The sequence below is a fragment of the Novosphingobium sp. LASN5T genome (assembly GCF_003856955.1).
Classification (GTDB): domain Bacteria; phylum Pseudomonadota; class Alphaproteobacteria; order Sphingomonadales; family Sphingomonadaceae; genus Novosphingobium.
The window spans coordinates 1-14,823 of sequence record NZ_RQSI01000068.1 but is presented as its reverse complement, the minus strand read 5'-3'; the positions used below and the strand labels follow the sequence as shown (position 1 = coordinate 14,823).

General features: G+C 68.9%; 16 protein-coding genes. 8 read left to right on the top strand and 8 right to left on the bottom strand.

Features of this window, described 5'->3' with window-relative positions; genetic code table 11:
* The coding region (gene xseA, locus EH199_RS22485; protein ID WP_124811309.1) for an exodeoxyribonuclease VII large subunit at window positions 1–936 on the bottom strand (936 nt) is incomplete at its 3' end.
* Here xseA and purD point away from each other — a divergent pair.
* Together purD and EH199_RS22475 are read left to right on the top strand one after the other, a co-directional pair.
* The gene (gene purD, locus EH199_RS22480; protein WP_124811308.1) at window positions 935–2,245 is read left to right on the top strand and encodes a phosphoribosylamine--glycine ligase; all 1,311 of its coding nucleotides are present in this window, start codon (window positions 935–937) and stop codon (window positions 2,243–2,245) included. The genes xseA and purD overlap by 2 nt on opposite strands.
* On the top strand, window positions 2,232–3,161 hold the full coding sequence (locus tag EH199_RS22475) for a hypothetical protein (RefSeq protein WP_124811307.1): 930 nt from the start codon (window positions 2,232–2,234) through the stop codon (window positions 3,159–3,161). Before purD ends, EH199_RS22475 begins: the two co-directional genes overlap by 14 nt.
* Window positions 3,162–3,170: 9 nt before the next feature.
* On the opposite strand, the gene EH199_RS22470 is transcribed toward EH199_RS22475, so the two are convergent.
* On the bottom strand, window positions 3,171–4,166 hold the full coding sequence (locus tag EH199_RS22470) for an adenosine kinase (RefSeq protein ID WP_124811306.1): 996 nt from the start codon (window positions 4,164–4,166) through the stop codon (window positions 3,171–3,173).
* Window positions 4,167–4,326: 160 nt separating this feature from the next.
* Here EH199_RS22470 and EH199_RS22465 point away from each other — a divergent pair, with 160 nt between their 5' ends.
* A complete protein-coding gene (locus EH199_RS22465) occupies window positions 4,327–5,049 on the top strand; it encodes an EI24 domain-containing protein (protein WP_124811305.1) in 723 nt (240 codons plus the stop codon).
* Window positions 5,039–5,440 carry a hypothetical protein gene (locus EH199_RS22460; protein ID WP_124811304.1) on the top strand — a complete coding sequence of 134 codons (402 nt, stop codon included), beginning with the start codon at window positions 5,039–5,041 and terminating at the stop codon, window positions 5,438–5,440. The genes EH199_RS22465 and EH199_RS22460 overlap by 11 nt, the downstream gene beginning before the upstream one ends.
* Before the next feature lie 24 nt (window positions 5,441–5,464).
* Here the strand turns inward: EH199_RS22460 and EH199_RS22455 are convergent, their stop codons facing one another.
* On the bottom strand, window positions 5,465–5,908 hold the full coding sequence (locus EH199_RS22455) for an Rrf2 family transcriptional regulator (protein WP_124811303.1): 444 nt from the start codon (window positions 5,906–5,908) through the stop codon (window positions 5,465–5,467).
* A gap of 86 nt (window positions 5,909–5,994) precedes the next feature.
* Here EH199_RS22455 and EH199_RS22450 point away from each other — a divergent pair, with 86 nt between their 5' ends.
* Entirely contained in the window at window positions 5,995–6,444 is a 450-nt protein-coding gene (locus tag EH199_RS22450) for a globin domain-containing protein (protein WP_124811302.1), read from the top strand.
* Window positions 6,445–6,513: 69 nt separating this feature from the next.
* Here the strand turns inward: EH199_RS22450 and EH199_RS22445 are convergent, their stop codons facing one another.
* The 5 genes from EH199_RS22445 to EH199_RS22425 form a co-directional block, all read right to left on the bottom strand.
* On the bottom strand, window positions 6,514–7,692 hold the full coding sequence (locus EH199_RS22445) for a trans-acting enoyl reductase family protein (RefSeq protein WP_223806863.1): 1,179 nt from the start codon (window positions 7,690–7,692) through the stop codon (window positions 6,514–6,516).
* Window positions 7,693–7,787: 95 nt separating this feature from the next.
* The gene (dcd, locus tag EH199_RS22440) at window positions 7,788–8,342 is read right to left on the bottom strand and encodes a dCTP deaminase (RefSeq protein ID WP_124811301.1); all 555 of its coding nucleotides are present in this window, start codon (window positions 8,340–8,342) and stop codon (window positions 7,788–7,790) included.
* A gap of 38 nt (window positions 8,343–8,380) precedes the next feature.
* The gene (locus EH199_RS22435; protein ID WP_124811300.1) at window positions 8,381–8,830 is read right to left on the bottom strand and encodes a cytidine deaminase; all 450 of its coding nucleotides are present in this window, start codon (window positions 8,828–8,830) and stop codon (window positions 8,381–8,383) included.
* Entirely contained in the window at window positions 8,827–9,522 is a 696-nt protein-coding gene (locus EH199_RS22430) for a glycoside hydrolase family 25 protein (RefSeq protein ID WP_124811299.1), read from the bottom strand. The genes EH199_RS22435 and EH199_RS22430 overlap by 4 nt, the downstream gene beginning before the upstream one ends.
* Before the next feature lie 31 nt (window positions 9,523–9,553).
* Window positions 9,554–10,036 carry a UPF0262 family protein gene (locus EH199_RS22425; RefSeq protein WP_124811298.1) on the bottom strand — a complete coding sequence of 161 codons (483 nt, stop codon included), beginning with the start codon at window positions 10,034–10,036 and terminating at the stop codon, window positions 9,554–9,556.
* A gap of 135 nt (window positions 10,037–10,171) precedes the next feature.
* On the opposite strand from EH199_RS22425, the gene EH199_RS22420 reads away from it, so the two are divergent.
* From EH199_RS22420 to EH199_RS22410, 3 genes are all read left to right on the top strand, one after another.
* On the top strand, window positions 10,172–11,683 hold the full coding sequence (locus tag EH199_RS22420) for a replicative DNA helicase (protein WP_124811297.1): 1,512 nt from the start codon (window positions 10,172–10,174) through the stop codon (window positions 11,681–11,683).
* A gap of 112 nt (window positions 11,684–11,795) precedes the next feature.
* The gene (gene rpoZ / locus EH199_RS22415; RefSeq protein WP_124811296.1) at window positions 11,796–12,140 is read left to right on the top strand and encodes a DNA-directed RNA polymerase subunit omega; all 345 of its coding nucleotides are present in this window, start codon (window positions 11,796–11,798) and stop codon (window positions 12,138–12,140) included.
* A 237-nt stretch (window positions 12,141–12,377) separates the two neighbouring features.
* The coding region (locus tag EH199_RS22410) for a helicase-related protein (RefSeq protein WP_124811295.1) at window positions 12,378–14,823 on the top strand (2,446 nt) is incomplete at its 3' end.

Here is a 14,823-nt window from a genome sequence, read left to right as displayed (position 1 = left end):
CAGGCGCACCGTGGCGCGCCGCCGCCGCGCGTCGAGATCGGCGACGAGCGCGGCCAGCTCGCCATGCACCGGCACCGCCAGCTCGGCGGCGGCGGTGGGCGTGGGCGCGCGCAGGTCGGCCGCGAAATCGGCCAGCGTGGTATCCGTCTCGTGCCCCACCGCGCTGATGACGGGGATGGTCGAGCCGGCGATGGCGCGCACCACCTCTTCCTCGTTGAAGCTCCACAGATCCTCGATCGAACCGCCCCCGCGCGCGACGATCACCAAATCGGGGCGCGGCACCGGCCCGCCCGGCTCCAGCGCCGAAAAGCCGCGCACCGCCGCCGCGACCTGCTGCGCCGCGCCCTGCCCCTGCACCAGCACCGGCCAGACCACGACGCGGCTGGGGAAACGATCGCGCAGGCGGTGCAGGATGTCGCGGATCACCGCGCCGGTGGGCGAGGTCACCACGCCGATCACACGCGGCAGATAAGGCAGGGGCCGCTTGCGGCGCGGATCGAACATCCCTTCCGCTTCCAGCCGCGCCTTGAGCTTCGCCAGCAGCGCCAGCAACGCGCCTTCGCCGGCAATCTCCATCCGGTCGATCACGATCTGGTAGTTCGACCGGCCCGGATAGGTCGTCAGCTTGCCGGTGACGATCACTTCCACGCCGTCTTCGGGCAGGAACGACAGCCGCTGCGCGTTGCCGCGCCACATCACGCCATCGAGCCGCGCGTTCTCGTCCTTCAGGGCACAATAGAGGTGGCCCGATGCCGCGCGCTTCACCCCCGAAAGCTCGCCGCGCACGCGCACGAAGCCGAACCGGTCCTCGACCGTGCGCTTCAATTGCGCGGAAATCTCGGACACCGAAAGCGCGGCGGCGTTGTCGCCCGGCGTTTCCCTCGCTAACAGCCCGCCGGACGGATCGGCGTCATGAGGCGAAGAAGGGAAAGCCATGAATATCCTGCTGCTGGGTGGGGGTGGTCGCGAACATGCGCTCGCGTGGAAACTGGCCCAATCGCCGCGTCTGGGCAAGCTCTATGCGGCGCCGGGCAATCCCGGCATCGCCGAATACGCCGAACTGGCCGCGCTCGACCTGACCGATCATGCGGCCGTGATCGCCTTTTGCGAGGCGTGGGACATCGGCCTGGTCGTGGTCGGCCCCGAAGCGCCGCTGGTCGATGGCCTGGCCGACAGCCTGCGCGGCGCCGGCTTCTCCGTCTTCGGTCCGAGCAAGGCGGCGGCGCAGCTCGAAGGATCGAAGGGCTTCACCAAGGATCTCTGCACGCGCGCCAACATCCCCACGGCGGGATACGTCCGCGCAGGATCGCGCGAGGATGCGCTGGCGGCGCTGGCCCGTTTCTCCGTGCCGGTGGTGATCAAGGCCGATGGCCTGGCCGCCGGCAAGGGCGTGGTCATTGCCGAATCCGTGGCGGATGCCGAAGCGGCGATCGCCGACATGTTCGACGGCGGCTTCGGCGAGGCCGGCGCCGAAGTGGTGATCGAGGAATTCCTGGAGGGCGAGGAGGCCAGCTTCTTCGCGCTGACCGACGGCGCCACGATCGTTCCCTTCGGCTCGGCGCAGGATCACAAGCGCGTGGGCGATGGCGATACCGGCCCCAACACCGGCGGCATGGGCGCCTACAGCCCGGCGCGGGTGCTGACCCCGGCGCTGGAAGCGCAGGCGCTGACCGAGATCATCGCGCCCACGGTCAAGGCCATGGCGGACGAGGGCATGCCCTATTCGGGCGTGCTCTACGCCGGGCTGATGCTGACCAAGCAGGGGCCGAAGCTGATCGAATACAACTGCCGCTTCGGCGATCCGGAATGCCAGGTGCTGATGATGCGGCTGGAAACCGATCTGGTCGATCTGCTGTCCGCCTGCGCCGACAGCCGGCTGGCCGCGCTGGAACCGCCGCGCTTTTCCGCCGACGTGGCGATGACGGTGGTGATGGCCGCCGCGGGCTATCCGGGCACGCCGAAGAAGGGCGGCACGATCGACGGGCTGGCGCAAGCCGAGGCCGATGGCGCGCGCGTGTTCCATGCCGGCACCGCGTTGAACCCCGATGGCGCGCTGGTGGCGAATGGCGGGCGCGTGCTCAACGTCACCGCGCGGGGGCCTTCGGTGCGCGCGGCGCGCGATGCGGCCTACGCGGCAGTGGATCGCGTGATCTTTCCCGACGGCTTCTGCCGTCGCGATATCGGCGGTAAGGAAATCGCGCGCGAGATTGAACGCCAGAGCGGGGAGGGGAATGCGCAAGGCTGACGCGCTTCTCGCAGCGCTGATCCTGCCGGTATCGACGCTGGCGGCTGGCGCGCACGCCGCCACGGCCGATGCCGCGTTTGTCGGGCACTACTACCTGTCTGGCGTCATGGAGACAGGTTCGGAGCTGCTGCTGCGGCCCGATGGCACGTTTGCGTGGTACATATCCTATGGCGCGGTGGATCAGAGCGCGGAGGGCACCTGGCTTCGCGATGGCGATGCCGTGGTGCTGACCGCCAGCCAGCCGGACCGGTCCGCCCGGCTGTTCGCGCTGGCCGGCGTGGACGCCTGGGATGCCGACGCGGAAAGCCGCCTGCTTGGCCGCCAGCACGACGATGCCATGGCCGCGTGGGAGGAACGGTGCGGCAGCGCGGCGGAGGCGGTGACGGCGGTGGTGGCCCCGCTTGTCGATGACGCCCCCGCCACCGCCCCGGTCGAAGCGTCTCCGCCCATGGCCGATCCGACGCCCGCCCCCACCCGCTTGCCCGGCTGCGCACCATCGGACGCGCCGGCCGAACCCGCCGATGCGACCACCCTGCCGCCCGATCGCTGGCAGGGCGGCATCGCCATCGCGGTCTTTGCCGAGCAGAACGGCGAGCGCATGGGTGTGAGCAGGGTAACCGCTTCGCTGACTTACGCGGACAGTGCCGTGGCGAAGGCCGAGACACGCCGGGGATGGGCTTTTCTGCCGCGCAAGGCGGGATCGCGCGCGATCCGGCTGGACCTTTCCGCCGGGTTTGCCGAGGGCCGCGACACGAGCCTGCCCCTGCCCCCGACCGAACGGGGCGTGATCCGCATCGCGCTCGACGCGCGCCAGGTGATCCCGCCCGCTTTCACCACGCTGCGCCTGCGAATCGACGGGAAGGCGCTGCTTCCCGAAGCCTTCGGGCGCGGCCGCTATACCCGGCCGAGCGAATAGCCCGGCTATTCAGCCCATCCGCGCCGCGACCAGTGCCTTGAGGTCCGCTTCGGGCCGCGCACCGTAGTGCGAGATCACTTCGGCGGCGCAGATCGCGCCCAGCCGCAGGCAATCCTCCAGCGAGCGCCCGCGCACGTGGCCGAACAGGAAGCCGGCGGCGAACAGGTCGCCCGCGCCGGTGGTGTCCACGGCCTGCTCGATCGGTTCGGCGGGAACATGGGCCTGCTCGCCACCACTCACCGCGTGCGCGCCGTGTTCGCTGCGCGTGACCACCACGGTCGGCACCTTCGCGGCGAGCGAAGCGATGCCTTCGTGGAAATCCGCGATGCCGGTCAGCGCCGCCAGCTCGTGTTCGTTGGCGAAGAGGATGTCGATCTGGCCCGCTTCGATCAGCGCGCGGAAATCGTCGCCATGGCGCGCGATCACGAACGCGTCGGACAGCGTGAAGGCCACCTTGCGCCCGGCCGTGCGCGCGGCGGCGATGGCGCGGCGCATGGCCTTGCGCGGCTCTTCCGGGTCCCACAGATAGCCTTCGAGATAGAGCACCGCGGCATCGGCGATGACTGCTTCGTCCAGCGCTTCGGCGGGCAGGAACTGCGACGCGCCAAGGAACGTGTTCATCGTGCGCTGGCCATCGGGCGTCACGAAGATCAGGCAGCGCGCGGTCGGCGGCTCGCTTTCGCGCGCGGGCGTGGCGAAGGCGATGCCGCCGGCGCGGATGTCGTGCGCGAACACCTCGCCCAGCTGGTCCTGCGCCACCTGGCCGATGAAGCCGCACGTCGCGCCCAGCGCCGCCAGCCCGGCCAGCGTGTTCGCCGCCGAACCGCCCGAAATCTCGCGCGCCGGCCCCATCGCGTCATAGAGTTCGCGCGCGCGATCGGCATCGACCAGCGTCATCCCGCCCTTGGCGAGGCCCAGCCGCGCGATATCCGCATCCTGCGCGGGGGCCATGACATCGACGATGGCATTGCCGATGGCGATAACGTCGGTAGCGGGAGCGGTCATCCGCAAGCTCCATGAATGAGGGGCCGATCGGGGAACGGCAGGCGGCGCGGCCCTAGCGGGCTGTTTGCCGCGCCGCAAGTGCGCTGACCCGGCGACCACGGCGGACGAGCGGTTCCGTCTCCCGGTTGACAGCCGCGCGCCGCCGGGCGATCCGGCATCCATGCTTTCCGCTTTGGGGCTTTCCTTGGGCCAGCTTGCCGACCGGCGCATCCTGCGGGTGCTGGGGAAAAGCGCGCTCGTCACGCTCGCCCTGTTCGTGGTGCTGGGCGCGCTGGGCTGGTGGGGCCTCGACACGGCGTTCATCGCATCGGGCCTGCGCGACGATCTGGCCAGCGGCGCGCAGACCCTGCGCGTGTTGATCGCGGGCGTGATCGTGCTGATCGGCGTCTGGCTGCTGTTCCGGCTGGTGGCGATCGCGGTGGTCCAGTTCTTTGCGGACGAGGTCGTTGCCGCCGTGGAAGCGCGCCATTACCCCGCCCTCGCCGCCACGGCGCGGCCGCTGGGCTGGCGTGCCGAGGCGCGGCAGGCGCTGCGCGGGCTGGTACGGTCGGTGCTGTGGAACCTGGCCGCGCTGCCGGTGGCCGTGGTGCTGCTGGTCACCGGTCTTGGCCCGGCGCTGGTGTTCTTTCTGGTAAATGCCGTGCTGCTGGGGCGGGAGCTGACCGAGATGGTCCGGCTGCGCCACCGCGACGCCGCGGGAACGCCAGCCGCCGCGCCGCCCGCGTGGCAGCGGCTGCTGCTGGGCGGGACGGTGGCCGGATTGCTGGCCGTGCCTTTCATCAACCTTGTCGCGCCGGTGATCGGCGCGGCGACGGCGACACATCTGGTGCTGCGCCGCCATGCCGAAGTTTCCAATGTTGGCGGAGTTTCCGATGCGCCGTAATCAGGCCGTGCTTGTGATGACCCTGCTGCTCGCGGCCTGCGGCGGCGGAACCGGCGTACAGACCAGCGGGGGCGGCAAGGCCGCGACCATCCGCAGCGTCGGCCACCCGCCGCCGCGCCCCGCCGCGCAGATCCAGACCGCGCCCGGCCTCGAATCGGTGATCGGCGCCGACGCGCAGCAGCTATCGCGCCTGTTCGGGCCGCCCCGGCTCGACATTCGCGAGGAAGACGCGCGCAAGCTGCAATGGTCGGGATCGGCCTGCATTCTCGACGTCTTCCTCTATCCCCCCGCGCAGGGCGGGCGGCAGACCGCGACCTATGTTGACGCGCGGCGCGGCGATGGCCGCGATGTCGACCGCGCCGCCTGCATCGCCGCGCTGAAGAAGCCCTGATCGCAGGGTCCTGAACGCAGGCCCCTAACCACAAGGGCGCGCGGCAGGCTCCGCCACGCTCCATGGCGCGAAAGCCGGAGCGCCGGGGCGGGCGATGTCCGCCAGCGAATAGCGGTCGAGCACCGCGAGGAAGGCCTCCAGCGCTTCGGCCAGAACGCCGCTCAGCGTGCAATCGGCGCGCAGCGCGCAGCGGGCGCAATCGGCCAGCTTCATGCCCCGTTCCAGCGCGCGCACCACCGCGCCCACGTTGATCCCGTCCGCCGGGCGCGCCAGGGCGATGCCGCCGCCGCGCCCGCGCAGGCTGCGGGCGAAGCCTTCGTGCACCAGCGCCTGCGCGACCTTGGCGACATGGTGGGGCGAAAGCCCCTGTTCGGCGGCAAAGGCCGGAACCGAAACGGCTTCGCCTTCTCGCCGGGCAAGCACGATCAGCAGGCGCAGGCCGAAATCCGTATGCTGGGTCAGTTGCATCGTTCGATCATGTCGGATTTTCGCTTGCTCGAATCAAGCATTTCCAATACCGGTATTTGTAATACTTGTTTTAAGGAGATCCCGCCATGCGCACCGCATCCGAACAGGCCAAGGCCATCGTCAAGGCCACGGCCCCCGTCATCGAAAAGCACGGCCTTGCCATCACCACCGCGATGTACGCGCGGCTGTTCCGCAATGCGGAAGTCGCAGCAATGTTCGACCAGGCCGCGCAGGACAGCGGCGAACAGCCGCGCCGGCTGGCCGGGGCGATCCTTGCCTATGCCCGGAACATCGACAAACTGGGCAACCTTGGCCCGGCTGTGCAGCGCATGGTGGCCAGGCACGTCGAAACCGGCGTCAAGGCGGAACACTATCCGCTGGTGGCCGAAGCCCTGCTGCCGGCGATCCGCGACGTGGTGGGCGCGGATGTGGCCACCGACGAAGTGCTGGCCGCCTGGGGCGAAGCCTACTGGATGCTGGCCGATATCCTGATCGCGGCCGAAGCCCAGGCCTACGAGGAAGCCTCCGCCGCATGACGCGGCGCGAGAGCCCGCCGTCCGCGATCCCCCTCAACAGCGGACGGCGGGCTTGATCGCCAGTATCGTTCAGTCCTCCACCGCGAAGGCGATCTCGGCGTGCGCACGCAACCGCGCCACCAGTGCTTCGCCCAGCAGCGCGCCCGGCGTGGCGATCCCGCCTTCCGCCGCGCAGGACAGCAGCGCGATGCCGGTTTCGGCCAGCATCCGGCTGGTGGAGCCATAACCCGGATCGTAGCGCCCCTTGACTCCATAACGGATCGTCCGCCCGTCGGGCATCTCGCCCACGAACAGCACGTCGTAGAAGCCGTTTTCGCGTTCTTCCTGCGACGGGCCTTCGCCCGGCTGCGGATCATCGGGCCGGCCGATCATCGGCGTGGTGGCGATGTGCTCGGCCACGGCCTTCCCCTGGTCGCCGGGGCCGGTCAGGATCATTTCGTCATAGACGAAGTCCTGGCCATAGGGGTGCCCGAGCAACCGGTTGGTGCGGTGGACGTTCTTGGTGTTGATCGTCGCCATGATGAATGGCGCTTCCCACGATCCCAGCGTCTCATCGTATTGCGGCTTGTCGCCAGCGGGCTGCGGCGGCCCTTCGAAACCCGGCGTCAGGCCGAAGGCGCTGGTCATCCAGGGAATCAGTTCTGGATACTGGCCCAGCGTGGCGAGCGTGGCCTTGAGGCTGGCCGCGGTTCCGCCCGAAGCGCCGCCCTTCATCCCCCGGACTCGCCCTTTCACGCGGGGCGAGGGCGCCCCGAAGCGGGCCACGGCCTCCTTCTGCAGCATCAGCACGCCCAGATCGAACGGGATCGAATCGAAGCCCGAGGAGAAGCTCACCCGCGCGCCGGTGCGCTTCGCTTCCGCGTCGTACTTGTCCACCATCTGGCGCATCCACACCCGCTCGCCGCACAAGTCGGCATAGTCGGTTCCCGCCGCGATGCAGGCGGCCAGCACCGGTTCGCCATAAAGCTGGTAGGGGCCGACCGTCGTCACCACCACCCGCGTCTGCTCCGCCATGGCCGTGAGGCTGGCGGGATCGCCGGCATCGGCCACGATCAGCGGCGTGTTGATCGGCGCGTCGATCGCATCGCGCACCTCGGCCAGCTTGCTGGCACTGCGCCCGGCCATCGCCCAGCGCGGCCCTTCCTGTCCATAGGCCCGCGCGAGGTACTGCGCCACGAGCCGCCCGGTAAACCCGGTCGCGCCATAGACCACGATGTCGAACGGCCGATCCGCCCTGGCACCCATCATCCCATCCCCTTTTTGGTTCGTTATGGGCGGGATGGTGATCGGCCCCGTTCCGGAAAGCAACAGGCCAGTTGCAGCAGCGCCGACAGGCGCGGAGATTAAAGCCGGGGCAGCGTCACTCCGCGCTGGCCCATGTATTTGCCGGCGCGGTCGGCATAGCTGACCTCGCACGGTTCGTTGCCCTGCAGGAACAGGAACTGGCACGCGCCCTCGTTGGCGTAGATTTTGGCGGGGAGCGGCGTGGTGTTGGAGAATTCCAGCGTGACGTGGCCTTCCCAGCCCGGCTCCAGCGGGGTCACGTTCACGATGATGCCGCAGCGGGCATAAGTCGATTTGCCCAGGCAGATCACCAGCACATCGCGCGGTACGCGGAAATATTCGACCGTGCGGGCCAGCGCGAAGCTGTTGGGCGGGATCACGCAGACGTCGGTCTTGCGGTCCACGAAGGAATTGGACGCAAAGTCCTTGGGGTCCACCACCGCCGAATCGACGTTGGTGAAGATCTTGAATTCGTCCGCCACGCGCGCGTCGTAGCCATAGGAGGACAGGCCATAGCTGATGCAGCCTTCCCGCCGCTGGCTTTCCACGAACGGCTCGATCATGCCCTCGCGCTGCGCCTTGTCGCGAATCCACTTGTCGGAAAGAATGGCCACGTTGTTTCCCCGATAATCCTGTTCAGGCCAAACTGCCTTTATACCAAACTGGCCGGACCGAAAGCATGCGGCAAGAGCGCCGAGAGCCGCACCTCGATCACCTCGCGCGTGCCCACGCACAGCACCAGCGGATCGGTGCCGCCCAGCGCGGCCAGTTCGTTGAGCACCTGCCGGCAGCGCCCGCACGGCGTGATCGCCGCGTCGATCGCCCCGCCGCCGCCGCCCATGACCGCCACGGCGACCAGCCCGCCGCGCCGCCCGGCATGGCTGGCGATCGCGCAGGCGACCGTCTCGGCGCAGAGCGAGAGGCCATAGCTGGCGTTCTCCACGTTCGCGCCGGTCACGATCGCGCCATCCTCGAACAGCAGCGCCGCGCCGACGTGGAAGCCCGAATAGGGCGCATAGGCGGTGTCGACCGCCGTGCGCGCGGCCGCGATCAACGCCTCGCGCGCACCGGGAGCAAGATCGGGCAGCGAAATATTCGTCATGGCTGCACCGCCACCCAGCGCAGCGGCCCTGGCGCGGCGTCGGTGCGCAGCCGGCTCGTAGCCGTCCACATCACCCACGGCCGTTTGGCATAGCCCGGCACGAGGAAATCCTGGCGGACCCAGATGTTGCGATCGATCATGGCGGCAAGGTGATAGCGGCTTTCGAACCCGCGCGACAGCATCAGGATCGCCGGCTTGCCCGCGTGCATTTCCATCTGGTTGAGGAACGTCGTCAGCTCGCTCTGCAGGGCCGCTTCGCCCGGCGCATCGGGGCAACTGCGCGAATCGATGTCGAGCACCACCGCCGGCGGCAACAGCTTGGCGTCGCGCGGCACGGTGGTGACGAAATTGGCGGCCTGGGCATCGGCCGGGGCGCACAGGTCGTAGACATGCACCGCACCCACCTGCATCCCCTGCGTACGCGCCGCGTCCAGCCCCGAAGCGAACGCGGCATCGCGGCGGCCGGGGCCTTCGCTGGCGGTGAGATAGACGAAGTCGGCGCCGCGGGCGTGGAGAATGCGCCAGTCGACCGGCGCGTCATGCTCGTCGATCCAGGCGCCCTGCACCGGATAGTGCGCGCGATCGGGCATCCAGGTGCGCGCCTTCCACCAGCCCAGGCCGATGGCGATCATCACCGCCAGCAGCAATGCCGCCAGCCAGCGCCGCAGCGCCGTTTTCCTCGCCTTCGCCATGAACCTGCGCCCAATCCCGTATTCCGCGACCCTAGCCCCTGATATGGAGGACGCAGATCAAGGTAAAGAGCCGGCGGGCCGTGGCGAAGTCCGTCTCCACCTTGCCGTCAAGCCGTTCCAGCAGCATTTCGGCCGCATCGTTGTGAACGCCGCGCCGGGCCATGTCGATCGTCTCGATCTCCTGCGCGGTCGCCCGGCGGATGGCTTGATAATAGGAATCGCAGATCGCGAAATAGTCGCGGATCGGACGGCGGAAACGGCCGAGACCGAGGATGATCGTTTCGAGCAGGTTTTCCCGTTCGTCGGCGATGACCAGCGCCAGCCGCCCGTCCTCCACCGACAGGCGCAGGCGATAGGGGCCGGTATGCCCCGCCTCGAACGCGCGGATCGGACGGAAGGTGTTTTCCTCGATCAGGTCGAAGATCGCGATCCGGCGTTCCTGCTCGATATCGGCATTGCGCCAGAGGATCGTCGCCTCGTCGAGCTCGATATGCGAGATGCGCGGGTCCGCCATGGGGCAGGCTATTTCGCAGACGCGGCAAGGCGCGGCAAGAGATTTGCGCAGTCCACAGCCTGTGGGTAAATTCAGGCGGCAATCGGGCCACACCGCGTCTTGCGGCGACCCGTCCCCCTGCGCCATTGGTGTGTCATGTCGGCAAGCGAAGCGATCCTCCTGCGCGAACCTGAAGAGATTCGCACCCTTCCCTCCAACGTCGAGGCGGAAGCCGCGTTTCTGGGCGCGGTGCTGATCGACAACCGGATTCTGGAGGAACTCCCCACCCCGCTGAAGCCCGAGCATTTCTTCGCGCCGGTCCACGGCCGCGTCTATGAACGCATCCTGGCGCTGGTCGATCGCAAGGCGGTGGTCACGCCGGTCACGCTCAAGCCCTATTTCGAAAGCGACGAAGGGCTGAAGGAACTGGGCGGCACCGCCTATCTCGCCCGGCTGACGGCGGACGGGCAGGGCCTGCTCGCCCCGCGCGAACTGGCCGAGCAGGTCTATGACCTGGCGCTGCTGCGCGAACTGATGGCGGTGGGCCGCAACCTGGTGGAAGGCGCGCGCGACACCAGCAATTCGGTCGCCCCGCTCGAACAGATCGAACGCGCCGAAGCCGCGCTCTATGCCGTGGCCGAAGGGGCGCAGACCGGCAACGAGGCGCAGAGCTTCGGCATGGCCACGCGCACCTCGCTGGAAATGATCGAGAAGGCGCTGCTTTCCGGCGGCCACATCTCGGGCAAGACAACCGGCCTGACCTCGGTGAACGAGAAGATCGGCGGGTTGCACGATTCGGACCTTATCATCCTTGCCGGCCGCCCGGGCATGGGCAAGACTTCGCTTGTCACCAACATCGCCTTCAATTCGGCCGACCGGCTGCGGCGCGACCAGGCCGATGGCATCGCCACCAAGGATTCGGTCGGCGCGGCGGTCGCCTTCTTCAGCCTGGAAATGAGCGCGGACCAGCTCGCCACGCGTATCCTGGCCGAACAATCGGGCATCAGTTCCGAAGCGCTGCGCATGGGCCGCATCAGCCGCGAGGATTTCCAGCAGCTTTCGTTCGCCAGCCAGCGCCTGGCCGAACTGCCGCTCTATATCGACGATACCCCGGCGCTGACCATCGGCAGCCTGCGCGCGCGGGCACGGCGATTGAAGCGCCGGCACGATGTCGGCCTGATCATCGTCGATTACCTCCAGCTCCTGCAGGGATCGGGCCGCAGCGACAACCGCGTCAACGAAATCTCGGAAATCAGCCGCGGCCTGAAGACGCTGGCCAAGGAACTCTCGGTCCCGGTGATCGCGCTCTCGCAGCTCAGCCGCGCGGTCGAACAGCGCGACGACAAGCGGCCGATGCTATCGGACCTGCGCGAATCGGGCTCGATCGAACAGGACGCGGACATGGTCTGGTTCGTGTTCCGCGAGGATTACTACGTCGCCGCGCGCGAACCCAAGGTGCCGCAAGGCAGCGACGACATGAAGATCCAGGAAGCCCACGCCGCCTGGCAGGCGGAAATGGAGCGCGTCTATGGCCTGGCCGAACTGATCGTGGCCAAGCAGCGCCACGGCTCGACCGGCAAGGTGCGCCTGCGTTTCGAATCGCGCATCACCAAGTTCAGCGATCTCGCCCCCGAGGCGCTGGCCGGCCACAGCTACAACGATGAATGACAGGGGCGCGCAACGGGCCGCCCGACCTCGCTGTGCCGATTTCCTTGACTTTTCCACACCCCGCGCCTAGCTGCGGCTCTTTCCATCCTTTCCAATATTCCGGAGTGCCCGAATGGCGCGCGTTACCGTCGAAGATTGCGTCGACAAGGTTCCCAACCGTTTCGATCTGGTCCTGCTGGCCGCCGAGCGCGCCCGCGCGATCTCGGGCGGCGCCGAGCTGACCGTTGACCGCGACCGCGACAAGAACCCCGTGGTTGCCCTGCGCGAAATTGCGGACGAGACCGTCCGCCCGACGGTGCTCAAGGAAAACGTGATCCAGTCGCTCCAGCGCGTGCTGCCCGATGACGATGACGAGGTCGATGAAATCGGCTCGCTGTCGCAGTCGGCCGAAGCCCTGCGCATCACCGCCGCCGCGCCGGTGCGGAATACCTCGCTGGGCGCCGACTACGACGGCTAAGGCAGCCGAAATTCAGCCCATGCCGGCCTGCGAACGGCACTTTTCTGCGCTTCCGGTGCTCACGTGCTTCAAGCACGCTGCGCGCCGGTTCTCGAAAAGCACCATTCTCGGCGCGGCCTGACTTGAATTTCGACCGGCCTGCTTCAAGGCCCTGAATGACAATCCTTTTTGGAGGCGCCGGGGATAAATTCCCGGCGCCTTCTTGCGTGGGGGGATGGCCGCCGCCACATTCCCTACATGGCCAGTCCCCTGCCAGGAAGACGACACGGGACAGCCGGGGAAGGCGTGGTCAAAGCGGTGCTTGGCCCGACCAACACCGGCAAGACCCATCTCGCAATCGAGCGGCTGTGCGCGCATTCCAGCGGCGCAATCGGCTTTCCGCTGCGCCTGCTGGCGCGCGAGGTCTATGACCGGGTCTGCGCGATCAAGGGTGCGGACCGCGTCGCGTTGATCACCGGCGAGGAGCGGATCGAGCCGAAGAACGCCCGCTGGCTGCTCTGCACCGCCGAAGCGATGCCATCGCGCCCCGATCTCGCTTTCGTCGCGCTCGACGAAGCGCAGCTTTCCGCCGATCCGGAGCGCGGGCACGTGTTCACCGACCGGCTGCTGCACACGCGCGGCCGCGAGGAAACGATGCTACTGGGCTCGGCCACGCTGCAACCGATGGTCCGCGCGCTCGTGCCCGAAGCCGAAGTCATCGGCCGCCCGCGCTTTTCCACGCTGAGCCATGTCGGCGCGAAGAAGCTCTCGCGCATCCCCCCGCGCAGCGCGATCGTCGCCTTCTCGGCCGAACAGGTCTATGCCATGGCGGAAATGCTCCGCCGCTTCCGGGGCGGCGCGGCGGTGGTCATGGGCGCGCTCAGCCCGCAGACGCGCAACGCCCAGGTGGCGATGTACCAGGCGGGCGAGGTCGATTACCTCGTCGCCACCGACGCGATCGGCATGGGCCTGAACCTCGATGTCCACCACGTCGCCTTCGCCGGCCTGTCCAAGTTCGACGGCCATCGCCAGCGGCGCCTGACCACAGCGGAAATGGCACAGATCGCGGGCCGCGCCGGCCGCCACCAGCGCGATGGCACCTTCGGCACGCTGGCGGGTACGGGCGGAAACGATCCCGAATTCACCCCCGAGGAAGTCTTCGCGATCGAGGAACACCGGTTCCCGCCGCTGACGCGCCTGTTCTGGCGCGAAGCGGAGCCGCGCTTCGATTCACTGGCCACGCTGATCGCGGATCTGGAAAGCCCGCCGCCACGGCCCGAACTGGCTACGCCACCGCAGGCGATCGACCTGGCCGTGCTGAAACGGCTGGCGGAGGAGCCGGATACCGCCGCCACGGTGCGCGGGCGCGGTTCGGTCCAGCGCTTCTGGGCGGCCTGTTCGCTGCCCGATTTCCGTCAGCAGGGCACCGAAACCCATGCCCGCTTCGTCGCCCGGCTGTGGCAGGATCTGCGCCACGGCTATCTGGGCGCGGACTACGTGGCGCAGGCGATCACCGCGCTCGATAACCCCTCCGGGGACATCGACACGCTGCAGGGGCGAATTGCGGCGATCCGCAGCTGGTCTTACATCGCGCAGCGGCCCGACTGGGTGCTGGCGCGCGACGAGATGGCGGCGCGCGCCCGCGCCGTGGAAACGCGGCTGTCCGATGCGCTGCACGCGCGCCTGACCGAACGCTTCGTCAACCGCCGCACCACGCTGCTGATGCGCAAGACCGGCGCCGATGCCGCGCTTCTGCCCGTGCGGCTGGACGATTCGGGCGCCGTTCTGGTGGATGACGAGGCGATCGGACACCTCGACGGCTTCCGCTTCGTGGTCGATCCGCTGGCCCGCGCGGCGGATCGCAAGTTGCTGCTGGCTGCGGCGGAGCGCCATTTGCCGGGCCTGCTGGCCACCCGCGCGCAAGCGCTGGTCCGCGATGCCGGAACGGCAGCGGGAATCACCCTCGCCGATGGCGCGCTGTGCTGGAACGGCATCACGGTGGCGCGGCTGGAAAAGGGCCGGACGCTGCTGGAGCCACGCATCCGGATCGACGCGGCGCTCGACCGGCTGAGTTCCCCGGTCCGGCAGGGCGTGGAAACCGCGCTGGGCGAATGGCTGGCGCGCCATGGCGAGAAGCCGCTGGAACCCTTGCGCAAGATCGCCGAAGCCGGGCGCGATCCGGCCTCGGGACCGACATTGCGCGCGCTGTTGCTGCGTCTGGTGGAAGGTGGTGGCGTGCTGGCGCGCGCGGAAGCCGGGCTGGAACGGCTCGACGATCGCCAGCGCGCCGCGCTGCGCGGGCTCGGCATCCGCGTGGGCGCGCTGGACCTTTACGTGCCGGGCGCTCTGCGGCCCGCCGCGATGATCCTGTGGAGCGCGCTGGCGCGCCTGTGGGACCTGGACCATGGAGCCCCCGCCGAGGCCATGCGCCCTGTTGTGAGGGCGGGGAAGAAAACGCCAGTCGGCTATCGCACCGCCGGGTCGCAGGCGATTCGGGTGGATCTGGCCGAAAAGCTGCTCCAGGCCGCCCACCGCACGCGCACGGAAGGCGCGATCGGCGGCAGGACGCGCCGCTTCGCGCTTGATCCGGCGCTGGCGCGGTCGATGGGGCTCACCACCGCCAGCTACGCGGCACTGCTGCGCGCGGCGGGATTCCGCGCGTGGCCCCCGCGCCCGCTGGCCGAAGGCGCCGCGGGGCCGCCCG